Annotated in this window: 23 protein-coding genes and 1 pseudogene; 12 read left to right on the top strand and 12 right to left on the bottom strand. The window is 63.6% G+C overall.

Annotated elements, in window-relative coordinates:
* Window positions 1-35: 35 nt before the first annotated feature.
* On the bottom strand, window positions 36-836 hold the full coding sequence (locus GWG67_RS20140; protein WP_275171062.1) for a methyltransferase: 801 nt from the start codon (window positions 834-836) through the stop codon (window positions 36-38).
* A 396-nt stretch (window positions 837-1,232) separates the two neighbouring features.
* Between GWG67_RS20140 and GWG67_RS20145 the strand changes: the two genes are divergently transcribed.
* On the top strand, window positions 1,233-2,261 hold the full coding sequence (locus GWG67_RS20145; RefSeq protein ID WP_275171063.1) for a glycosyltransferase family 2 protein: 1,029 nt from the start codon (window positions 1,233-1,235) through the stop codon (window positions 2,259-2,261).
* A 15-nt stretch (window positions 2,262-2,276) separates the two neighbouring features.
* Here the strand turns inward: GWG67_RS20145 and GWG67_RS20150 are convergent, their stop codons facing one another.
* Window positions 2,277-3,263, bottom strand: coding sequence for a glycosyltransferase (locus GWG67_RS20150; RefSeq protein ID WP_275171064.1), 987 nt, complete (start codon window positions 3,261-3,263; stop codon window positions 2,277-2,279).
* 247 nt (window positions 3,264-3,510) lie between these two features.
* Here GWG67_RS20150 and GWG67_RS20155 point away from each other — a divergent pair, with 247 nt between their 5' ends.
* From GWG67_RS20155 to GWG67_RS20165, 3 genes are all read left to right on the top strand, one after another.
* Window positions 3,511-4,578: a glycosyltransferase family 1 protein gene (locus GWG67_RS20155; RefSeq protein WP_275171065.1), complete on the top strand. Its 1,068-nt coding sequence runs from the start codon at window positions 3,511-3,513 to the stop codon at window positions 4,576-4,578.
* Window positions 4,579-4,619: 41 nt separating this feature from the next.
* Complete coding sequence (locus GWG67_RS20160) at window positions 4,620-6,026, top strand: O-antigen ligase (RefSeq protein WP_275171066.1); 1,407 nt, start codon at window positions 4,620-4,622, stop codon at window positions 6,024-6,026.
* Window positions 6,027-6,091: 65 nt separating this feature from the next.
* The gene (locus tag GWG67_RS20165) at window positions 6,092-7,237 is read left to right on the top strand and encodes a GNAT family N-acetyltransferase (protein WP_275171067.1); all 1,146 of its coding nucleotides are present in this window, start codon (window positions 6,092-6,094) and stop codon (window positions 7,235-7,237) included.
* A 30-nt stretch (window positions 7,238-7,267) separates the two neighbouring features.
* Here the strand turns inward: GWG67_RS20165 and wrbA are convergent, their stop codons facing one another.
* The 3 genes from wrbA to GWG67_RS20180 form a co-directional block, all read right to left on the bottom strand.
* Entirely contained in the window at window positions 7,268-7,867 is a 600-nt protein-coding gene (gene wrbA / locus GWG67_RS20170) for an NAD(P)H:quinone oxidoreductase (RefSeq protein ID WP_275171068.1), read from the bottom strand.
* 85 nt (window positions 7,868-7,952) lie between these two features.
* A complete protein-coding gene (locus tag GWG67_RS20175) occupies window positions 7,953-8,651 on the bottom strand; it encodes a pirin family protein (RefSeq protein WP_275171069.1) in 699 nt (232 codons plus the stop codon).
* A gap of 32 nt (window positions 8,652-8,683) precedes the next feature.
* Window positions 8,684-9,436: an SDR family NAD(P)-dependent oxidoreductase gene (locus tag GWG67_RS20180; protein ID WP_275171070.1), complete on the bottom strand. Its 753-nt coding sequence runs from the start codon at window positions 9,434-9,436 to the stop codon at window positions 8,684-8,686.
* A 117-nt stretch (window positions 9,437-9,553) separates the two neighbouring features.
* On the opposite strand from GWG67_RS20180, the gene GWG67_RS20185 reads away from it, so the two are divergent.
* Together GWG67_RS20185 and GWG67_RS20190 are read left to right on the top strand one after the other, a co-directional pair.
* Window positions 9,554-10,489 carry a LysR family transcriptional regulator gene (locus GWG67_RS20185; RefSeq protein WP_275171071.1) on the top strand — a complete coding sequence of 312 codons (936 nt, stop codon included), beginning with the start codon at window positions 9,554-9,556 and terminating at the stop codon, window positions 10,487-10,489.
* Window positions 10,490-10,575: 86 nt separating this feature from the next.
* The gene (locus GWG67_RS20190) at window positions 10,576-11,067 is read left to right on the top strand and encodes a transposase (protein ID WP_275171072.1); all 492 of its coding nucleotides are present in this window, start codon (window positions 10,576-10,578) and stop codon (window positions 11,065-11,067) included.
* Window positions 11,068-11,127: 60 nt separating this feature from the next.
* Here the strand turns inward: GWG67_RS20190 and GWG67_RS20195 are convergent, their stop codons facing one another.
* Entirely contained in the window at window positions 11,128-11,385 is a 258-nt protein-coding gene (locus GWG67_RS20195; protein WP_275171073.1) for a hypothetical protein, read from the bottom strand.
* A 154-nt stretch (window positions 11,386-11,539) separates the two neighbouring features.
* Between GWG67_RS20195 and GWG67_RS20200 the strand changes: the two genes are divergently transcribed.
* Complete coding sequence (locus GWG67_RS20200; RefSeq protein WP_275171074.1) at window positions 11,540-12,523, top strand: tripartite tricarboxylate transporter substrate binding protein; 984 nt, start codon at window positions 11,540-11,542, stop codon at window positions 12,521-12,523.
* A gap of 95 nt (window positions 12,524-12,618) precedes the next feature.
* Window positions 12,619-12,969 (top strand): hypothetical protein, encoded by a 351-nt coding sequence (locus GWG67_RS20205; RefSeq protein WP_247428130.1) that lies wholly within the window; start codon window positions 12,619-12,621, stop codon window positions 12,967-12,969.
* Here the strand turns inward: GWG67_RS20205 and GWG67_RS20210 are convergent.
* From GWG67_RS20210 to GWG67_RS20220, 3 genes are all read right to left on the bottom strand, one after another.
* Entirely contained in the window at window positions 12,966-13,442 is a 477-nt protein-coding gene (locus GWG67_RS20210; RefSeq protein ID WP_275171075.1) for a YbaK/EbsC family protein, read from the bottom strand. The two genes, GWG67_RS20205 and GWG67_RS20210, sit on opposite strands and share 4 nt — an antisense overlap.
* Window positions 13,443-13,483: 41 nt before the next feature.
* Complete coding sequence (locus GWG67_RS20215; RefSeq protein WP_275171076.1) at window positions 13,484-14,215, bottom strand: haloacid dehalogenase type II; 732 nt, start codon at window positions 14,213-14,215, stop codon at window positions 13,484-13,486.
* Window positions 14,216-14,308: 93 nt separating this feature from the next.
* Window positions 14,309-15,319: an NAD(P)-dependent alcohol dehydrogenase gene (locus tag GWG67_RS20220; protein WP_275171077.1), complete on the bottom strand. Its 1,011-nt coding sequence runs from the start codon at window positions 15,317-15,319 to the stop codon at window positions 14,309-14,311.
* Window positions 15,320-15,403: 84 nt separating this feature from the next.
* Here GWG67_RS20220 and GWG67_RS20225 point away from each other — a divergent pair, with 84 nt between their 5' ends.
* Entirely contained in the window at window positions 15,404-15,751 is a 348-nt protein-coding gene (locus tag GWG67_RS20225) for a MerR family transcriptional regulator (protein ID WP_275171078.1), read from the top strand.
* Window positions 15,752-15,773: 22 nt separating this feature from the next.
* Here GWG67_RS20225 and GWG67_RS20230 read toward each other — a convergent pair whose 3' ends face one another.
* Window positions 15,774-16,196, bottom strand: coding sequence for a helix-turn-helix domain-containing protein (locus GWG67_RS20230; RefSeq protein ID WP_275171079.1), 423 nt, complete (start codon window positions 16,194-16,196; stop codon window positions 15,774-15,776).
* A gap of 84 nt (window positions 16,197-16,280) precedes the next feature.
* Between GWG67_RS20230 and GWG67_RS20235 the strand changes: the two genes are divergently transcribed.
* The gene (locus GWG67_RS20235; RefSeq protein WP_275171080.1) at window positions 16,281-17,015 is read left to right on the top strand and encodes an SDR family NAD(P)-dependent oxidoreductase; all 735 of its coding nucleotides are present in this window, start codon (window positions 16,281-16,283) and stop codon (window positions 17,013-17,015) included.
* A 59-nt stretch (window positions 17,016-17,074) separates the two neighbouring features.
* Here the strand turns inward: GWG67_RS20235 and GWG67_RS20240 are convergent, their stop codons facing one another.
* Window positions 17,075-17,959: an amidohydrolase family protein gene (locus GWG67_RS20240; protein WP_027565452.1), complete on the bottom strand. Its 885-nt coding sequence runs from the start codon at window positions 17,957-17,959 to the stop codon at window positions 17,075-17,077.
* A 321-nt stretch (window positions 17,960-18,280) separates the two neighbouring features.
* On the opposite strand from GWG67_RS20240, the gene ykgO reads away from it, so the two are divergent.
* A complete protein-coding gene (gene ykgO, locus GWG67_RS20245) occupies window positions 18,281-18,406 on the top strand; it encodes a type B 50S ribosomal protein L36 (RefSeq protein ID WP_006611362.1) in 126 nt (41 codons plus the stop codon).
* A 106-nt stretch (window positions 18,407-18,512) separates the two neighbouring features.
* On the top strand, window positions 18,513-19,154 hold the full coding sequence (locus GWG67_RS20250; protein WP_275171081.1) for a tetratricopeptide repeat protein: 642 nt from the start codon (window positions 18,513-18,515) through the stop codon (window positions 19,152-19,154).
* Between the two features lie 250 nt (window positions 19,155-19,404).
* Here GWG67_RS20250 and GWG67_RS20255 read toward each other — a convergent pair.
* Window positions 19,405-20,032 (bottom strand): annotated as a pseudogene (locus GWG67_RS20255) (IS5/IS1182 family transposase); the annotation flags it as partial.

The following is a 20,032-nucleotide window of genomic DNA, read 5'->3' on the forward strand; positions in this document are numbered from 1 at the left end:
TGGTCTTGCGATCGGCCGTACGCGCACCATGGCTGTCAGCTTTTCCGCAGGATGACGTGATAATCGCCGCGGCGGACGTCGGTCCCGCGCGGGAGCACGGCGTTGAGCACGGCGGCGCCGGCGTCGACCAGGGCTGCGAACAGCGGCTTGCGCCGGCGCATCTCGGGATAGCGCGGGCTCTCGACCTCACGGCGGTAGATCATCTCGAGGCCATTGGCGGCGGCGAAGGCTTCGAGCCTCGGCAGCGACACCAGGGGATGGAAGAAGGTCGGGAACGGCGGCTCGCCCGGCAAGCCGGCATCTTTGATGCCGCGAATGTGCCGGTAAAACCAGACGTGGAACCAGTGCGGCGAGTATTTGGTGACGACCCCGGACAATGAGCGCGGATTGGGCGCGCCGATCAGGATCATCCCGCCGCGCTTGAGCGCATCGCGGAAATTCAGGAGTGCGGCGTCGACGTTCGGAAGATGTTCGATCACGTTGTAGCAGATCACCAGATCGAATGTCTCGTGCCCGAAGCGGTAGGTCTGGACGTCGCCGAGGATCGCTTCGTCCGCGTAGCTGTTGTTGCGAACCTGGTCCTCGTCGATGTCGACGACGGTGACCTTGCTTCGACTCAGCAGTTCCGGTGGCAGGACGCTGCACGAGCCGCCTCCGGCTTCATAGGTGGCGAGCTGGCCCTGCGGCAGTTCGCGGCGCAGTACGTCGTGGACGGCGAGCAGGCTGTCGCGGGCTTCACCGGGGACGAGATCGTGCAGCGCCTGAGTGTGGGCGATGGCCGCGGGAATCTGGACCGCCGTGGCTGTCGCGAAATCGATCGTGGCTGGCTTGTTCATATTTTTTTCTGACCGCGCTTGTTCGACTTAAATTTACAGGAAAAATCTCGTGTAGCCGTAGAGCAAATCCGATGCCGCGACGCTTCACCCGTCACGGTGCTTACGATCGGGTTAATGGGCATGTGCGTTAACTACGGCATCGTCCGCGCCAGCCGCCATCGGCGCGGTGGACCGCGAATTGCAGTATCACGCGCGCAAGGTTTCGCAGCAGAAACAGCCGAAAGCAGTTAAGCGCATGGATGGCAGAAAATCGGCGGCGTGCCGCCGTCGCGAGGCTCCAACCGGCCGTTCATTTTGGGACGTGCCTGTCCCGCGGCGATGTGCCGTCGCGGGACGGCGCTGATCCCCGGGATCGAAGCAGGGCTTTTTCAATCTATCTCGGACATCTAGAACGTCATGACATTGATCCCGACAGACCTGTCCGCCACGCGTATCTCGGATGCCGTGCGCGATCCCAACCGGGAGATCGCGGCCAGCTCCCGGATTATCGACCTGTCGGTTGGTATCGTCGTCTGCATCCCCTGCTTCCGCCGCCCGCAGCATCTGCGGTTGACACTGGACTCGCTCGCCAGCCAGCGCACCCCGCGCTCCTTCGCCGTCGTCATGGTCGAGAACGATGCGGTACGGCGCGAAAGCGCGCCGGTGGCCGCGGAATATCTCGCCGATGGCAGGCTTCAGGGCATCTGCCTGGTCGAGAAACGGCAAGGCAATGTCCAGGCGATCAACGCCGCGTTCGAGACGGCGCTGGCGCTGTTCCCCGCCGCGACCCGGTTCCTGATGATCGATGACGACGAGATCGCTTCGCCCGATTGGCTCGAGCTGATGGTCCGCACCGCGGAGGCGACCGGCGCCGATGTGGTCGGCGGGCCGGTGCTGCCGATCTTCGAGGACGACAGCATGCCGTGGCTTTCGGGGCACCCCGTTTTCTGTCCCGCCTATGATTACAGCGGCGCGGTGCCCCTGATCTATGGCTGCGGCAATTGCCTGATCACGCGTGCGGCGTTCGAGAGGTTCGCCCGGCCCGCTTTCGATCCGCGCTTCAACTTCCTCGGGGGCGGCGACTGCGATTTCTTCGTGCGCTGCCGCGATGCCGGCATGACGTTCCACTGGACGGCGGAGGCTGTCATCACCGAGACGGTGCCGCAAAGCCGCACCGGTTTCGGCTGGATCGTGAAGCGAGGCCTGCGCATCGGCGCGATCAATTATCGTGTGCAGTCCAAGGCCGCGCAGGGCACGGCGGCGCGAGTGTGGGTGTTTGCGCAGGTGCTCGGGAGGTTGCCGCTGTCGTTGGTGCGCGCGGCCACTCTGCTGAACTCATCGAAGGCCGTCGTCGCGATGCATCCCGTGATGGTCGCGCTCGGCTCGTTGTTCGCCGCGTTCGGCGTGGAGCCGAAACCCTATGAGGCCTCGAAGATCGTGTCCTGACGCCGAGGCGGCGGGCTAAATACCAAAGCAGGCGAGGGCAACCCTGACCGCGGAGCGCGGCAGCGATTTGAGCGAGCGGCGCCCGACCATCCCGAGATAGGCGAAGGCTTGGCGATATCTGCCGAAGCGGACCGCTTGCATCGCCGAATATGTGACGAGATGAACTTCGGCGGCCTGGCGCAGCCCGGCTGCCATGCCCGCGGGCAGTCGCGCCATGATCAGCCCGTCGTCGAACACCCGCGCGATCGCCGGAAAGAAATCCTGTGGCGTCCGCACCGCCGCGTTCATGGTATTGGCCGTGTGCAGGCGGTAGTCAAGCAGAAGGTTCGGCGCAAATTCGAACTCGCCGATCGCGGCAAGGCGGCACCAGCAGTGCCAGTCCTCGCAATATCTGAGCGAGACGTCGAAGCCGCCGATAGCGCGGAAGGCCTCTGCACGTGCGAGCGCAATGCCGCCATTGACGATGAAGTTGCCGGCCGCCAGCCGCGCCAGCACGTCGCCGGACGGCTTGCGGCGCCCTTTCAGCAGATCCCGACGGCCGATCTGCCGCCCCTCGCTGTCGATCGTGTTGTAGTCGCCGTAGACGAGAACCGCGCGCGGCGCGCCACGCGCGGCCGCCAGCAGCGCCGCGACCGCGCCGGGCCGCAGGCGATCGTCGGCATCGAGGAAGAGTAGCCATTGGCCGTTCGCATGCTGCGCGCCGAGATTGCGCGCGGCCGATACGCCCGTCGCGCCGTTGGTCATCAGGCGCAGTCGCGGGTCACGAATGGCACGGACGATGGCGGTGGTGCCGTCGGTCGAGCCGTCGTCCACGACGATCACTTCGGTGACCTCGGCTTGCGCCAGTGCGCTGGCGAGGGTTTCACCGACATAGGCCGCAACATTCTTGGCCGGGATGACGACAGACACCGATGTGGCTGAGCCGACTTGCAGCGGGAGACGCGCCGCCGGAACGACGCGCGATGCGGCGGGCAATTCGAGAATTTCTTCCGCGGTGATCAAGATACGACTCGCCTTTAACCGTCTGTTAACCAGGGCGCATCTGCGCGTTCGCAATGCGATCGATCGCAACCCTGACCGTCGCGAATGATACTCGCATTGGGAAAAAAACGTCGCCGCGACGGCTACCGCAGCGTTGGTTTCGTCAATTAGCGTTAAGCCGCCGGCATTAAGCCTGTGGCAAATTTGGAAGAGTGCGACAGCCGGTCCCATGCGAGAATGCGCAACCTGGCTGCCGCGGATGGACCCAGTGCCCGCAAAGACATTCGACTACGATCCCGACGACATGGTCCTCAACCTGTTCTACGAGGATAAGGACGATCGCTGGTTTCCCGGCGACCGGCATCTGCGGCGCATGGCGCGTCGCATGCTGCTCGGCGAACCGCGCATGAGCGGGCAGCTCCGCGTGTTCCTCAATCTCTGTGCGGGGCTCGATCGGCTCGGCATCCGCTATCGCGTCAACGACTACAGCTACATCGCGCGGCATCCGGGCGAACTCGCCTGCATCATCGGCCGCACCTTCCTGCTCGACAAGTTCGCCTGGAAAAATCCGATCCTGCTCGGCGTCGCCGCCCACAATCATCCGCTCGACGATCCCGACCTGTTCAAGCGCTTGCCTGTCAAGAAGGTCGTGGTGCCGGGCCCCTGGTACGCCGACATGTATCGGCCGCATTGGCCCGAGACGGAGGCTTGGCCGATCGGCATCGACACGGATCTCTGGGCACCGTCGCCGACGTCGCAAAAGAGTGTCGACGTCCTGATCTACGACAAGGTGCACTGGAACCGCGAGCGTTATGCGCCGGAGTTGATCGAACCCGTCCGCGCCCGGCTCACGAAGGAAGGCCGCTCGTTCATCGAGCTGCGTTACGGCAGCTACAAGGAGGAAGACTATCGGGCTGCGCTCGCGCAATCGCGTGCGATGATCTTCCTGTGCCAGAACGAGAGCCAGGGCATCGCCTATCAGCAGGCCTTGTCTTGCGGCGTGCCGGTGCTTGCCTGGGATCCCGGCGGCCCTTGGCGGGACCCCGATTATTATCCGCATCGCGTCCAGTTCGCACCGGTGTCGTCGGTGCCGTACTGGGACGATCGTTGCGGCGCCAAGTTCGTCGACATCGCCGGGTTCGAGGCGGGTTGGGAGCAGTTCTGGGCCGGGTGTGCCGCTGATGCGTTCGATCCGCGCGGCTTCGTGCTCGACAATCTCACGCTGGAACAGCGCGCGCTGCAATATTACGAGATCGCGCGAAGCATCGTGCGGCAGCAGGCGGTGCCGCAGAGCCCCGCTGGACTGGTTGACGGATGCTTAACAGGGATCGGCTAAGACCTTGAGCTTCCCTCCGGCTTCATCACCAGCCTCGAGCCATGGATCGCAGCGCCATTGACATGACCGACGTCGAGGCCCGATCGTTCCGCGGCGTCCTGCGCGATGGGCTTGCGGGGGTCAACGCCGTGCGGGCGGCGCGCTGCCTCGTCGCAGTCGCAGCCCTGTTCCTCGTGCTGGTGACGCTCGATCCGTTTCCGGACCTGCGTAACGAGGATGTCACCACCGTCGTCGGCGGACGGATGGCGCTCACCTATGTCTCCTGGGGCCTGCTGGCCGCGGTCGCGGTGCTGTTCGTCGCCGCGGCGGATGCGCCCGCGCTGAAGACGCTGGTGACGCCGCTGCATCTCTGCCTGGTCGGCTGGCTCTTGATCAACATCGTCTTCTCCGAGAATCGCGGAGTTTCGATGCAGCGCTTCGTGCTCGCAGCCAGCGTGATGTCGCTCGCGGTGTTGTTGCCGTTGCTGCCGCCGACGCAGCGCAGCTTCAATCTGTGTCTCGGAGGCGCCGCGCTCGTCCTGCTTATGCTCTGCTATCTCGGCGTCTTCCTTGCGCCGCAACACTCGATGCACACTGCACTCGATGTCACCGAGCCGCAGTTGGCCGGCGACTGGCGCGGCAGCTTCGGCCACAAGAACATCGCCTCGCCGGTGATGACCATCCTGGTCTATGTCGGCATTTACCTGTCTGCCATCGGCTCGTTCGTGATGGGTCCGGCCATCGCCGCGCTGGCCGGAATCTTCCTGATCTTCACCGGCGGCAAGACCTCTTCAGTGCTATGCTTTGCGATCTACGCGCTCGCCTCGCTGGTGTGCGTCACACCAAGCCTGTGGCTGAAGCGGATCATCTGCTTCGTGCCGCTGATCGCGATGAACCTGTTGACGGTCGGCAGCGTCCTGAGCCCGGCGCTCGGGGCGATGACGCGGCTGCTTCCGCTCGATCCCACCTTCACCGGGCGCTCCGCCATCTGGGAGTTCGCGCTCGCCGCCGTCGCCGAGAAGCCGATCATTGGTCACGGCTATGCCGCGTTTTGGGACGACGTGACCGCGCGGCAGACCGCCCAGGGCGCCGAATGGGCGACGAGCGCGGCGCACAGCCACAACAGCTATCTCGACCTCGCGGTCACCATCGGCCTGCCGGGGCTGTTGCTGGTCATCCTCATCTTCGTGCTCGCGCCGCTCGGCAATTTCCAGTCGGCCCGAACTCACAACCGCAGCGATGCGTTAGCAAAGCTGTTCCTGACCGTGTGGCTGTTCGGCCTGTACTACGGGGCCACCGAGACCTTCCTGCTCGAACGGCAGAATCCGATCTGGTTCATGTTCGCCGTCGCCGTGGCCGGCCTGCACTTCCTGGCCAGGTTCCAATGCGTCGCGGAAGTGGAACCGGACCCCGATGACTTGTCGCAGCCGGTGCGGCTGCAGTGGCATCGGCTTAACGATAAGCAATGAGGTCACTTGTGGCTGCGACAAAACACAATCTATCTGGAAACACCCAGTAATCGTATGTCCCGCGGATGACGATCCTCAGCGTCGAGCAACCAGATGGTCTTGTGTTCAGCACGTCGGGAATCGCCGTCGATTTCGTGCGTGACTGGCGGCAGGCCGCATCGCGCCTGAACGCAGGCCATCGCACTGCATTTCAGCATGGATACTGGCTCGGCGCCTGGTATGAGGCGTTCCACGATTTCTCGCCGCTGATTGCATTGATCTCCGATGCCACGACCGGCAGGGACATCGCAATGGTGCCGATGATCAGCCACCTCAGGCGCGGCATCCGCATCGTCGAATTCGCCGATCTCGGCGTCTCCGACAACAACGCGCCGATCCTGGCGCTCGATGCCGCGTTGGACGCGGCGGCGACGGATGCGATCGGCGAGGCGCTGATCGACGCATTGCGCGCATTGCCGGACCGCTTCGACCTGCTGCGCCTGAGGAAGATGCCGGCCCATATCGGGGGCAACCCGAACCCGCTGGTGTCGCTCGGCCGGATCGGTTCCTGCTCGCTCAACGGCAACCTCGTGCTGACTGGCGACGACTATGAAGATTACCAGGCCTCGATCAAGCGCATGCAGATGCCGCGCTGCTGGCGCGTCTTCAGCCGTCACGCCGGGGCGCGATTCGAGATCGCCACTGATGTCGCGCGTGCGCGCGAGCTGCTGGACGTGATGGATGCCCAGCAGCAGGCGCGCATGCGAAAGCTCGGCTCGCGCTTCGTCCTCAACGACGAAACCCATGCGCAGTTCTATCGCGAGGTCGCCCGCCAGGGCGTCGCGGACGGTTACGCCGTCATTTCGGCGCTGGTGTGCGACGAGGCCGTTGTCGCCACCACGCTCGGCGTCAGGTTTGGTGCGACCTATTTTTTCCTGCGCATCAGCCACGCCGGCGATTCCTGGTCGAGCTGCTCGCCGGGGCTGCTCGTGACCGATCGCACCATGGCGGCGTTGCATGCGCAGGGCGCGCGCCGTTTCGACCTCAGCATCGGCAACCAGGGCTACAAGCGCCGCTTCGGCGCCAAGCCGGTACCGCTGACCGATGTCAGCGTCGCGCTGTCCTGGCGCGGCATGCCCTTCGCATGGCGTGACCACGCCGCGCAGGGCCTGCGCCGTCACCCCAGGCTCGCCGCCTTTGCGGCGCAGGCGATTGGCAAGGGGATGCGCTGACGGGCGCTCCCCTCGCACCAGCCGTGTAGCTCAGCCATGGAGTTTTCTAGCGGTCTCCGCGATCTGCCGGCCCTGATAGCGTGCGCCGGCGAGCTCGTTGGCGCTGGGCTGCCGGCTGCCGTCGCCATCGGTGATCGTGGTGGCACCGTAAGGTGCGCCGCCGGTGACCTCGTCGAGCTTCATCTGGCCGGCGAAGCCGTAGTTCAGGCCGACCACGACCATGCCGAAATGCAAGAGGTTGGTGATGATCGAGAACAGCGTCGTCTCCTGCCCGCCATGCTGGGTCGCAGTCGACGTGAAGGCACCGCCGACCTTGCCGTGCAGCGCGCCCTTGGCCCAAAGCCCACCGGCCTGGTCCAGAAAGTTCGCCATCTGCGAGGCCATCCGGCCAAAGCGGGTGCCGGTGCCGACAATGATCGCGTCATAATTGGCGAGGTCGTCGATATTGGCGATGGGGGCGGCCTGGTCGAGCTTGTAATAGGACGCCTTGGCGACGTCGGCCGGCACCAGCTCGGGCACGCGCTTGATGTCGACGGTGGCACCCGCTTCGCGCGCGCCTTCGGCAACGGCATTGGCCATCGCTTCGATGTGGCCATAGGCGGAATAATAAAGGACGAGAACTTTGGTCATGATGGTCTCCGTTGGATGCAGATTTGATGGGTTGATTGTTGGTGTCGTCATGCCCGGACAAGCCCCGCCATGACGGTGAGAGCCGTCAGGCCGCGTCGACGAGCACGATCTCGGAATCTTCCAGTGCCGTGATCTTCAGCCTGTCCTCGTCACGGATCGCGGCGCCGTCGCGGGCGTTGACGCGCACGCCGTTGATCTCGACCGACCCCGCCGCGGGCACGAGATAAAGGTGCCGCGACTTGTGCGGCGCGTACTCCGCGCTCTCGCCCGCCTTCAACGTGGTGGCGAGCACCCGCGCATCGGCGCGGATCGGCAGCGCGTCCGTGTCATTCTCGAAGCCGCTCGCGATGGTGACGAGCTTGCCCGAGCGGTCTCCTTTCGGAAACGGCTTCGAGCCCCAGGTCGGCTGGCCGCCGCGCGCGGTCGGCTCGATCCAGATCTGGAAGATACGTGTCTTGGTCGGCTCGAGATTGTATTCGGAGTGGCGGATGCCGCTGCCGGCGCTCATCACCTGCACGTCGCCCGCTTCGGTGCGTCCCTCGTTGCCGAGGCTGTCCTGATGGGTAATCGCACCCTCGCGCACATAGGTGATGATTTCCATGTTGGCGTGGGGATGGGCAGGGAAGCCGGTGTTCGGCGCGATCTCGTCGTCGTTCCATACTCGCAAGGCGCCGTGACCCATGTTGTCAGGGTCATAATGGCTTGCGAAGGAGAAATGATGCTTGGCGTTGAGCCAGCCGTGATCGGCGCCGCCGAGGGTTGCGAAGGGTCTGAGTTTGATCATCTGCGTGATTCCTTATGTTGCGACGGTGGCGCCTAGGCGCCAAAACCGCCGTCGACGTTGAGCACCGTGCCTGTGACGAAGGAGGCTTCCGGGCTTGCGAGGAAGACGATTCCGGCCGCGACTTCCTCGGGGCGGCCGAAGCGCTGCAGCGCGTGCTGCTTGCGCTGGGTCTCGGCGAACTCGCCGCCGTCCTTCGGATTCATGTCGGTGTCGATCGAGCCGGGTTGCACCACGTTCACGGTGATGCCGCGCGGGCCGAGATCGCGTGCGGCGCCCTTGGTGTAACCGACCACGGCGGCCTTGGTGGCGACGTAGTCCGCAAGGCCCGGGAACGAGGCGCGGTCGGCGAGCATCGAGCCAACGGTGACGATGCGGCCGCCTTCGCCCATCAATTGCGAAGCGGCGCGGATCGCCGCGATCACGCCATGCACGTTGACGGCGTCCTGTCGGGCGAGCGCCTCGGTGTCGGCATTGGCGTCGTCGATCACGCCGCCGCTCGCGACGCCGGCATTGTTGACCAAGATGTCGAGATGGCCAAACTCCTTCGCGACGTCGTTGACGAGCTGCGTCACGTCCTTGGCCGAGGCCTGGTCGGCCTTGAAGGCGCGGGCCTTGACGCCCCGGGCCTTCAACTCGGTGACGACCGCTTCCGCCTTTTCGGGAGAGGCGACGTAGCTGATGGCAACATCAGCACCTTGATCGGCGAGTGCGCGGGCAGAGGCCGCGCCGATACCGCGCGAGCCGCCGGTGACGAGGGCAACCTTGCCTGAGAGCTTCTTGGTCATTGGATTTCTCCGGTCCTGAATTTCTGATGACCCTTGGATAAGCCTCGGCCTGTGGTATAGAAATAGAAACTGTTGAAACATATTGTTTCCTTAAACAGCCCAATTGGATCTGCTTTCATGGCCAAACTTCCCGATTTCGAGGCGCTCGCGATTTTCGCAAAAGTCGTGGAATTACGGTCGTTTGCGGGGGCTGCGGGCGAGCTCGCGATGTCCAAGGCGACGGTGTCCAAGGCGGTCACGCGCCTCGAAGAGCGGCTCGGCGCCCGGCTGTTCAACCGCACCTCACGCCGGCTCGCGCTGACCGATGCCGGGCATAAGCTCGCCGAGCGTGCGACGCGCCTGCTGTCCGACGGCGAGGCGGCGGAGAACGAGGCGCTGGCGCAATCGGTCGCGCCGCGGGGTCTGGTGCGGCTCGCCGTGCCCATGTCGTTCGGGATCAAGGCGGTGGCGCCGTTGCTCCCGGAGTTCTTTGAGGCTTATCCAGAGGTCTCGGTCGATCTGCACTTGAGCGATGCGACCATCGATTTGATCGGCGAGGGCTTTGACATGGCGGTGCGGATCGCGCGGCTGCCGGACTCCTCGTTGATTGCGAGGCGGCTCTTCACGATGCCCCGCTTTACGGTAGCTGCGCCGTCCTATCTGAAGCGCGAGGGACGACCGACGCATCCGATGCATCTGGCCGCGCACAAATGCTTCAGCTATACCTATCTCTCGACGCCGAACGTCTGGCACTACACCAACGCGGCCGGCGAGCAGGCGAGTGTACGCCCAGGCGGACAGCTCCGCGTCAACAACGGCGAAGCGGTGATGCCGGCTCTGATCGCCGGTCTCGGCATCGCAGACCTTCCGGAATTCATCGTCGGTGACGCCATCTCCTCCGGCGACGTCGAGGTGATCCTGAAGGACTGGAAGCAGGCCGAAGGCGCCGTGCATCTGGTGACGCCACCCGGCGGCCCGCGCCCCGCACGCGTCGAGGCGCTCGGCGATTTTCTCGCGGCGAAGCTGCCGGGTACGTGCACGCGGCGCGCAAAGAAGAGCGAGCGAACAGCGTAGGTGCGGTAGGGTGGGCAAAGCGAAGCGTGCCCACCAATTCATGCGAAGGATCGCAAGTGCCTCAGTATCGCCGAGCGCAAGGCAACATGTTCTTCTTCACCGTCGCGCTAGCCGATAGGTCAAGTACGCTACTCGTCGACCAAGTTGATCGCCTACGTCAGATTTACCGAACGGTCGTGCAACGCCGGCCGTTCGAGACCGTCGCAATCTGTATCTTGCCTGACCACCTCCATGCGATCTGGGCGTTGCGTGAGGATGACGCCGACTTTTCGTCGCGATGGAATCTGATCAAGGGCGGATTTTCGCGGCGGCGGGAGGCCGGCGAGCGTTCAATCAGTAAATTGATGAAGCGAGAGAAGGGCATCTGGCAGCGCCGCTTTTGGGAGCACGCAATTCGTGACGATGCCGACTTGGAGCGGCACGTTGACTACATCCACTTCAATCCGGTGAAGCATGGCCTCGTCACGCGTGTGCGCGATTGGCCTTTCAGCAGCTTCCACCGCCATGTTGATCAAGGCACCCTTCCCATGGACTGGGGAGGGGATGTGCGTGACATCGTGGGGCACTTCGGCGAATGATTGGTGGGCACGGCGCTTTGCGCCTTTGCCCACCCTACGGCATATCGCCCAGTAGTACGATTACGACACCTTCTCACCATTACGCACGACCAGGCGCAGGCTCGGCTTCAACGTCTCTTCCAGTTGCGATTTCAAATCATGAACACGCGGGTCGCTCGAGCGCTTCGCGCAGACCGCGTATTGATGCACGGATTGCGCCAAGGCGCGTCGCGCTTCCGGCGTTCGCGTCACGTCTGGCTTTGAAAGCCGCAAGACGATCGCGGCGAGATTCACCAGCATCTCGTCCAACGCCACGTCAATGGTCTGAAGTTTATTCATCGCTCCACTCCCTGGGAGGCAACGGTAGAGTCCTCGGGGCGTTCCTGACCGGGCGGAATATGGATAATGCTTCGTTAATCCCGCGCGCGCGGCTTGTTCTTGCGGACGGTCACGCTAGGCTGGCAGCGAAACAAGAAAACAGGGGGAATCTGCCATGGATCGACGCGATGTCCTGCGCGCCGCTGCCGCATTGCCGTTGTTGCCTGCGTTGTCGAGCGCGGCTTTCGCGCAAGCCTATCCCGCTCGCAACATCACCATGATCGTGCCGTTTCCGGCCGGCGGCCAGGCGGATCTTGCGGCCCGCCCCGTCGCACAGGCGCTGGAGCGAATCCTCGGCAAGGCGGTCATCGTCGACAACCGCGCCGGCGGTGGCGGTGGATCCGTCGGCAATGCCGCGGCGGCGCGCGCCGAGCCCGACGGCTACACGTTGCTGATGACGCTGTCCTCGCTCGCGGTGCTGCCCGAGGCCGACCGGCTGTTCGATCGTCCGGTCGCCTACGAGGTCTCGCAGTTCATGCCCATCGCACGGGTGCTGGCCGATCCCACGCTGCTCGCGGTGCCGGCCTCGGCGCCGTGGAAGACGGCGCAGGATTTCGTCGAGGACGCCAGGAAGCGGCCGGGCCAGATCACCTATGGTTCGTCGGGGCCTTACGGCACGCTGCATGTGGCGATGGAGATGTTCGCAAACAGCGCCGGCATCAAGCTGCTGCATGTGCCATTTCGCGGCGCAGGTCCCGCACTGACCGCGCTGCTCGGCGGCACTGTGCAGGCGATTGCAGCAGCTCCCGGCACGCTGAAGCCGCAGGTTGACGACGGCAAGCTGCGGGTGCTCGGCAATAGCGGTGCGCGGCGCATCGCGAGCTTCCCCGATGTGCCGACGTTCCAGGAGCTCGGCTATAAGGACGTCGAGATGTACATCTGGGCCGGGCTCTTTGCGCAGAATGCTCTTCCTGCGCCGATCGTGACTCGGCTGCGCGAGGCGATGGCGCAGGTGATGACGAGCCCGGACGTGCTCAAGGCCTTCGAAACGTCGGGCAGTCTCGTCGCCTATCAGGACGCACCGGCGTTCGCCGAGTTCGTGGCGGTCGACAGCGCGCGGCTGATTACGGCGGTGAAGAAGATCGGCAAGGTCGAATAGGTTCCTAGCTCGTTTTCACATTTTTTTGTTGGTCCAGAACCTCTCCGCGTCTCATTGATTGAACAGAATTCGAGAGACTCGTGAAGGAATCGGACATGCGAACAGAGCGGATTGCGCTGGGTGTGGCGCTTGCGATCGGCGGCATCGTCGCGCAGGGCGCTGCATCCGCTGAAGAGTATCGTGGAACTATGGAGCAGCAGATGGCCTGCACGCCGGATGTGTGGCGGCTGTGCAGCGACCAGATCCCTGATGTGAGCCGCATTACGGCCTGCTTGCGGCAGAACACGCCACAGCTCTCCAGCGGTTGTCGCGCCGTGTTCCAGTCCAACAACCAGATGCCGCCGCAGCAGCAGGTTCCGGGCAATCGCGCCGCGCCGGCGCCACGTTATAACAATGCGCCGCCGCCTCCGGCGACCCAGCCCCGGCCTTACGACGAGGATGATTAGCGCGCTTCGGACCTGACCTCGCAGACATCGACCCACTCCGCCCCGGTCAGCTCGGCCATCCGGGAGGGCGTGATGCGCACCGCGCTATGCGGCGAGCCGGCGGCCGGCACCACCACGTCGAACGCCTTCAGCGAGACGTCGCAATAGACCGGCAGCGGCGACTTCAGTCCGAACGGGCAGACGCCGCCGACCTCGTGGCCGGTGACCTCCGCGACCTCTTCAAGTCCCAGCATCTTCGGCTTGCCGCCAAACGCCGCCTTCACCTTCTTGTTGTCCATGCGCGAAGTGCCGGCTGCAACGATCAGGATCACGCGCTCGCCGATCCGCAACGACAGCGTCTTGGCGATCATCCCGGGCTCGACACCATAGGCTTCCGCGGCCAGCGGCACTGTCGCGGAGCTGATCTGGGATTCGATAACGGTGATGTCGGGGGCTTTTTCGGCGAAGAAATTGCGAACGGATTCCAGGCTCATTCCAGTCAGCTCATTCCAGACCTACGGGCGGGCGGCGATGCCTAAGCAATCCTTGGCAGCTCCGAGAGCGTCCGGACACGATGATCCGGCGCAAAGCCGAGCTCGTCCATCTGGGTGCGGATCGCCTTGAACATCGTCAGCGGTGCCACGAGTTCGTTCTCGACGCAAGCCAGCGCCATCGCTTCCGGCGTCACCCGTTCGATCCAGGCAACGTTCAGTCCGAACGCTTTCGCGCCCGCGACATCCCAGGGATTGGAGGAGACGAACAGCACCTCGCCCGGCGCGGTGCCGAGCACCTCGCCGATCAGCATGTAAGCTTCCGGGCTAGGCTTGAAGATCTTCTTCGCGTCGACGCTGATCGTGGCGTCGAGCAGGGCGTCGAGGCCGGAGTTGCGCACCAGCGCATTCAGCATGTCCGGACTGCCGTTCGAGAGGATGGCGAGTTTTCGCGGTTTCAGAGCCGTGAGCGCTGCCGTCGCATCCGGATAGAGATCGAGATGCAGATATTTCTCGATCACGCGCTCGAATGCCTCGTTCTCGTAAGCGAGCCCGAGCACGCGCAGCGTATAGGCAAGCGAGTCGCGCGTGATGGCTGCAAAGTCCTGGTAGCGCCGCATCAGCGAGCGCAACCAGGTGTATTCGAGCTGCTTGATCCGCCAGATCTGCGTGATGATCTCACCGTAGCCCGGAAACGCATCCTCGGTGGTCTCCGCGACCGACTGGATGTCGTAGAGCGTTCCGTAGGCATCGAAGACAACGGCTTTGAGGCTCAATTGACCTGTCCTCCGGGATCGTTGCGGTCCACGGACTATACAAGGCGCCGCGGTATCGATCCAAGACGGAAACGCGACTTGGACGCCTGGTTTCTAGAATCTGATCACGATCTTGCCGAAATGTGAGCCGGTCCGCAGGTGCGCATATGCTTCGGCGACCTCGTCGAAACCATAGATCCGATCGACAATCGGGTGGATAGCATGTTCGGTCAGGAAGCGATTCATCGCGGCAAAGTGTTCGAGCGATCCAACGGTGACGCCGATGATGTCGGCGTTCTCCCACTGAAGGCGCGCGAGGTCGGGCTTGGGGCCGAACCCTGTCAAAACTCCAATCTGAACGATCTTGCCACCCGAAGCGACCGATCGCAGCGATCGGTCATAGGTGCCGGGACCGCCGAGTTCGAGGATGTGACTGGCGCCGGCGCCATTCGTCGCCTTCATGAGGGCGACATCCCAGTCAGGCGTGTCGCGGTAGTTGATGAGGATCGAGCCGCCCAGCGCCTTGGCGCGGGCGAGTTTTTCGTTCGAGGAGGATATCACGATCGCACGCGCGCCCAGCGCCGCTGCGAATTGAAGGCCGAACAGCGCGACGCCACCCGTTCCCTGGACCAGCAACGTATCGCCTTTGCCCATCCCGCCGCGTGCGACGAGGCCATGAAAAGCCGTGACGCCGGCGCAGGGCAGGGTCGCAGCCTCCACCGCGGACAAATGCGCCGGCACTGAGACCAGCGCGGTCGCCGGCAGCACGACATATTCAGCCAGCATTCCGTCAAGGGCGTTGCTGCCGAGCGCTGAGGCAATGTAGCTCGCCTTGAACGGCCCCGAGATCCAATCGCGAAAGTACGATGCGGCGACACGATCGCCCACCTGCCATTGCACGACGTCGGAGCCGACGGCGTCAACGACGCCAGCGCCGTCGCAGAGCGGTACGCGGCCGTTGAGCTCGCCTTGGCCTGCACGGTCGAGGATCAGGAGGTCGCGGTAATTCAGGCTTACCGCTTCGACCCGAATGCGGACCTCGCCATTGGCGGGTTCGGGTTTGCTGACGTCGACCTGCACAAGTCGGCCGGCACCAGCATGGCCATTCAAATGGTAGGCTTTCATCGTTGCTCCCTTCACAAGTGGCATTCACTTGGACGAGCAAAGTCTGTAAGGTCTGACAGTACTGTCAGGGTCAAGAGGCTTCAGATGAGAATCGGCGAACTCTCCCGGCGGACGGGGGTCAGCGTCCGAATGCTGCGCTACTATGAAGGCGAAGGGCTGCTTGCGCCGCTGCGGACGAACTCCGGCTATCGCGACTATGGCTTGGCCGAAGAGGAAACCGTACGGCGCATCAAAATGCTCGGCGGCGCGGGGATGACGCTCGAAACCGTCAAGCGGCTGCTCCCCTGCGTAAGGAACAACGATCCAACTTTCACGCCGTGCAACGAGCTACGAAAAATACTCACGCAGCAGGTCGGGCTGATCGATGAACGTATCGAGACGCTCAGCGAAAGCCGGACAATTTTGGCGGGCTATCTGGCAAGCGTGAATTGATCGCACAACGTGGTCATCCGATTTACCGCCTCTTGGTATTCCAGGCGTCGCGCTCGGCGAAGACGCGGCTGACCTCCGCCATGTGCTCCGTGCCCCACGAGCACAGCGGCACGAGGGCCTGAGCCAGGCTGTGGCCCAAAGAGGTGAGGCTGTAGTCTACCCGCGGAGGCACTTCCTTGTAGTCGGTCCGCTTCACAAGACCATCGGCCTCCAGCTCCTTGAGTTGCTGGATCAGCATCTTGTCGCTGACGTCGCGCACGGCTCGCCGCAGGTCGCCATAGCGGGTCGGCCCGCCCTGGGCGAGGAAGTACAGGATCAGCGGCTTCCACTTGCCGGCGACGACCCGCAGGGTCGCGTCGAGGCCACACGTGAAGCCGGGCAAAGTCGGCGTGCAGCTTGGGACAGGTGGCGAAGCCTGCGCAGGCGGAGAGATCGTGTCTGACATTTTTGGGCACTTACCAAAAGGTGCATACTTGTCGATAGGTGGGTAGGCCGCCAGCTCAGTGCAACCCTAGTGAAGGAGCACATCATGAGCAGACTACAAGGCAAGACGGCGGTGGTGACGGGCGGTGGAACCGGGATCGGGCTTGGCGCCGCCAAGCGATTCATCGACGAAGGTGCGTTCGTCTATCTCTTCGGGCGGCGCCAGGAGCCGCTCGATGCAGCCGTGGCGCAGCTGGGTTCCTCGGCGCGCGCCGTCAGGGGCTCGGTGACGGATATGTCCGACCTCGACAGGTTATACGCGGCGGTGAAGGCCGAACGCGGCGGGCTCGACATCCTGTTCGCCAATGCTGGGACCGGATTGTTTGCGCCGCTCGGCGAGATCACGCCCGAACATTACGATCAGATCTTCGACATCAACGTGAAAGGGTTGGTGTTCACGGTGCAGAAGGCCCTGCCGCTAATGAAGCAGGGATCATCGATCATCCTGACCGGTTCGAGCACGGGCGTGATGGGGACGCCGCAATTCAGCGTCTACAGCGCGACCAAAGCCGCGATCCGCAATCTGGCGCGCAGCTGGGCGCTGGACCTGCGCGGCACAGGCATTCGCGTCAATGTGCTGTCCCCGGGGCCGACCAAGACGGAGCTGGCGCTGGAGATCGTCGGCGAGGAAGCGTTCGACGCGCTTGGAAGCATGACGCCGCTCGGGCGTGTGGGCGACCCGAGCGAAACGGGGGCGGTGGCCGCGTTCCTGGCCTCCTCAGACAGCAGCTTCATGACCGGCGGCGAGGTCTTCGTGGATGGAGGCCTCGCACAAGTCTGAGAATTGAGCACCTAAGTGTGAGGGCTTCGGTCAATGGATCGAAGCCCTCGACGCGCTTTCTAGATCCCCAACAGCTTCCTTGCGTTGGCCTTCAACACCTTCGGCCGGATCTCGTCGCGAATCTCGATCTTGGCGAAGTCCGACAGCCAGCGGTCCGGCGTGATCACCGGCCAGTCCGAGCCGAACAGCATCTTGTCCTGCAGGATCGAGTTGATGTAGCGCACCAGGATCGGCGGGAAATATTTCGGCGACCAGCCCGAGAGGTCGATATAGACGTTCGGTTTGTGGGTCGCGACCGACAGTGCTTCTTCCTGCCAGGGAAAGGAGGGATGGGCGAGGATGATCTTGAGGTCGGGAAAATCAGCCGCGACGTCGTCCATGTACATCGGGTTGGAATATTTCAGCCGCATCCCCATGCCGCCGGGCATGCCGGAGCCAACCCCGGTCTGGCCGGTGTGGAACAGCGCGATCGCGCCGCCATTGTTGATCTCTTCATAGAGCGGATAGGCCATGCGGTCGTTGGCGTAGAAGCCCTGCATGGTCGGGTGGAATTTGAAGCCGCGCACCCCGTATTCCTCGATCAGCTTGCGCGCCTCGCGCACCCCGAGCTTGCCCTTGTGCGGGTCGATCGAGACGAAGGGGATGAGAACGTCGAGATGGTCGGAGGCGATCTCCAGCATCTCCTCATTCTTGTAGCGGCGGAAGCCGGTCTCGCGCTCGGCGTCGACCGGGAAGATCACCGCGGCGATGTTCTTGGATCGATAGTAGGCGGCGGTCTCCGGCACGGTCGGCGGATGCTTGTGCGGCGACTTGAAATAGTCCGCCATCTGCGCCTGAAAATCGTCATAGCCGTCGTCGGGATGGGTGCCGCAGGGCTCTTCGGCATGGGTATGGATGTCGATGGCGACGACGTCGTCGATGTTCGGCAGCTTCAGCTTTGGCATGGGTTTCCTCCCGACGGGTTGCCGAATTGATTATATGATATAACGAACTTGGCAAGGCGTTGTGGGATAAGGCGTTGTAGGACAGGCGTCGTCCGAGCCAGATTGGGCCGATCCGGCCGCTTCTACTTTGCATGGGGTTGTTTTTAAGAATTTGCTGGGTGGGATTGGGGCAGTTAACATTGACATCCGGTCCTCCCATGCCTTAAGAACCGCCCCGTCCCGGGCGGTCGGTCCGCCAGCGGGAAAATCTCATTTTGCCTCATTCGCGCGTGCCGAAACGGTAGTGCCGAACACGGCCTTTCGAACGTTCAGGATTCTGCCATGAAGGTCCGTAACTCGCTGAAATCGCTGCGCGGTCGCCATCGCGCCAACCGCCTGGTCCGCCGCAAGGGCCGGGTCTATGTGATCAACAAGGTGCAGCGCCGCTTCAAGGCGCGTCAGGGCTGATATTGCCCTGCCGGACGCCAGCGCGCGCCCCGCAAGACCACGGTCTCACACGAGTTTGACGCCGCCCTGCTTTGCAAGGGCGGCTTTGCGCGTTTAGACTTCGACCATGGCAGTGAGATTCTTCGTCGCGCGCACCCTTTGTCTGGCTCTCGTACTGGGAGCCGCCGGCCTCGCTCCTGCGCTGGCACAGCAGATTAATCCGCCGGCCCCGCCCGGCAAGCAGAAGAAACTTCCGGAAGCGCCGGCCAAGCTGCCCAAGGTCGATCGCACCAAGAATCTCGATTTCCTGTTCGGCGCACTGAAAGCTGCGCCCGACGAAGCCAGCGCCAAGCACGTCGAGGCGCGGATCTGGGCGATCTGGATCCAGACCCCGAGCGACACCGCGGCGCTTTTGATGGCGCGGGCCAAGACCGCGGTCGACGCAAAGAAGATCGAGGTTGCGATCAAGCTGCTGGATTCGGTCGTCAAGCTGAGGCCCGACTATATCGAGGCCTGGAATCGTCGCGCGACGCTCTACTACATGCAGAACGATTATGGCCGCTCGCTTGCCGACATTCGCGAGGTGCTGATCCGCGAGCCCCGCCATTTCGGCGCGCTCGCAGGCCTCGGCATGATCATGCAGGAGGTCGGCGACGAAAAGCGCGCGCTCGAGGCCTACCGCAAGGCGCTCGCCGTCAATCCGCACCTCGAGAAGATCCCCGACCAGGTCAAGTCGCTGACCGAGAAGGTCGAAGGCCGCGATATTTAGCGGACAAGTCGATCATTGCTCGAGCGAATGCGGCGCAGGCGGATTAACCACGATGACACGCGCCGCCTTACGAGGGGTATGGGTGGCCCCGCCGCAGGCCTACCTTCATGGCGGGAGCACAGCCATGAAGCGTTTGATCTTTGCAGGTATATTGCTGCTGGCGTCGGGCACGGCGAGCCTTGCCGACGGACTGTTCTGGGTGGTAGGCAACCGCGCCACCGGAAAATGCAACATCGTGACCAGTCGTCCGTTAAGAAGCCGAATTGAGCGAGAGCGGACAGGCAAGCGTATGCGATAGCTGGATCAGGCAGAGGCACAAGAGTTCTCTGAGCCAGGCGAGGATACGGCGGAAGTTGTGGCCGACTGCTGAGAGCACGACGTTAGCGGCGTCGCCGGCGCGGCCTTTGAGATAGCAGCGGCCAAGGTGACCTTCGGCCTTCAGATGTCCGATGATGGGCTCGATGGCGGAGCGGCGCCGGAGCTCGCGCTTGATGGCGCCGAACACGCCGCGCTTCTGGCCCGAAATGAAGACGCGACGGGGATTTTGCGTGTCGTGGCCACGATATCCCTTGTCGACATAGGCCCGCTCGATCGGACAGCCGGTGAGCGCCTCGGTGCGGTCGATGACGTCCCGCAGGGTATGACCGTCGTAGGGATTATCGGGTAGCGACCTGGCGTGCAGTACGAACAGGCCACCGGGCGCCCGGCGGTTGTTGGTGACGATGGAGGCCTTCACGCCGAACTCGTAAGGGGCGGCGGCCTTGCCTTTGCCGATGCATTCCACCTCCGGGGCATGGAAGGAATAAAGCTTCCAGCCGCGCTGGCGCTGCTGCTGCGAGCGGATTTGCACGGCCCGGCCAAGCGGGAGGGCGAATGCC

It is taken from the genome of Bradyrhizobium sp. CSS354 (genome assembly GCF_029051725.1).
In the GTDB taxonomy this organism is placed as follows: domain Bacteria; phylum Pseudomonadota; class Alphaproteobacteria; order Rhizobiales; family Xanthobacteraceae; genus Bradyrhizobium.

What these genes read in the sequence shown, in the direction of transcription:
- GWG67_RS20140 (WP_275171062.1), bottom strand. Translation starts at nt 836, where the DNA reads ATGAACAAGCCAGCCACGATCGATTTCGCGACAGCCACGGCGGTCCAG.
- GWG67_RS20145 (WP_275171063.1), top strand. Translation starts at nt 1,233, where the DNA reads ATGACATTGATCCCGACAGACCTGTCCGCCACGCGTATCTCGGATGCC.
- GWG67_RS20160 (WP_275171066.1), top strand. Translation starts at nt 4,620, where the DNA reads ATGGATCGCAGCGCCATTGACATGACCGACGTCGAGGCCCGATCGTTC.
- GWG67_RS20165 (WP_275171067.1), top strand. Translation starts at nt 6,092, where the DNA reads ATGACGATCCTCAGCGTCGAGCAACCAGATGGTCTTGTGTTCAGCACG.
- wrbA (WP_275171068.1), bottom strand. Translation starts at nt 7,867, where the DNA reads ATGACCAAAGTTCTCGTCCTTTATTATTCCGCCTATGGCCACATCGAA.
- GWG67_RS20175 (WP_275171069.1), bottom strand. Translation starts at nt 8,651, where the DNA reads ATGATCAAACTCAGACCCTTCGCAACCCTCGGCGGCGCCGATCACGGC.
- GWG67_RS20180 (WP_275171070.1), bottom strand. Translation starts at nt 9,436, where the DNA reads ATGACCAAGAAGCTCTCAGGCAAGGTTGCCCTCGTCACCGGCGGCTCG.
- GWG67_RS20185 (WP_275171071.1), top strand. Translation starts at nt 9,554, where the DNA reads ATGGCCAAACTTCCCGATTTCGAGGCGCTCGCGATTTTCGCAAAAGTC.
- GWG67_RS20190 (WP_275171072.1), top strand. Translation starts at nt 10,576, where the DNA reads ATGTTCTTCTTCACCGTCGCGCTAGCCGATAGGTCAAGTACGCTACTC.
- GWG67_RS20195 (WP_275171073.1), bottom strand. Translation starts at nt 11,385, where the DNA reads ATGAATAAACTTCAGACCATTGACGTGGCGTTGGACGAGATGCTGGTG.
- GWG67_RS20200 (WP_275171074.1), top strand. Translation starts at nt 11,540, where the DNA reads ATGGATCGACGCGATGTCCTGCGCGCCGCTGCCGCATTGCCGTTGTTG.
- GWG67_RS20205 (WP_247428130.1), top strand. Translation starts at nt 12,619, where the DNA reads ATGCGAACAGAGCGGATTGCGCTGGGTGTGGCGCTTGCGATCGGCGGC.
- GWG67_RS20210 (WP_275171075.1), bottom strand. Translation starts at nt 13,442, where the DNA reads ATGAGCCTGGAATCCGTTCGCAATTTCTTCGCCGAAAAAGCCCCCGAC.
- GWG67_RS20220 (WP_275171077.1), bottom strand. Translation starts at nt 15,319, where the DNA reads ATGAAAGCCTACCATTTGAATGGCCATGCTGGTGCCGGCCGACTTGTG.
- GWG67_RS20225 (WP_275171078.1), top strand. Translation starts at nt 15,404, where the DNA reads ATGAGAATCGGCGAACTCTCCCGGCGGACGGGGGTCAGCGTCCGAATG.
- GWG67_RS20230 (WP_275171079.1), bottom strand. Translation starts at nt 16,196, where the DNA reads ATGTCAGACACGATCTCTCCGCCTGCGCAGGCTTCGCCACCTGTCCCA.
- GWG67_RS20235 (WP_275171080.1), top strand. Translation starts at nt 16,281, where the DNA reads ATGAGCAGACTACAAGGCAAGACGGCGGTGGTGACGGGCGGTGGAACC.
- GWG67_RS20240 (WP_027565452.1), bottom strand. Translation starts at nt 17,959, where the DNA reads ATGCCAAAGCTGAAGCTGCCGAACATCGACGACGTCGTCGCCATCGAC.
- ykgO (WP_006611362.1), top strand. Translation starts at nt 18,281, where the DNA reads ATGAAGGTCCGTAACTCGCTGAAATCGCTGCGCGGTCGCCATCGCGCC.
- GWG67_RS20250 (WP_275171081.1), top strand. Translation starts at nt 18,513, where the DNA reads ATGGCAGTGAGATTCTTCGTCGCGCGCACCCTTTGTCTGGCTCTCGTA.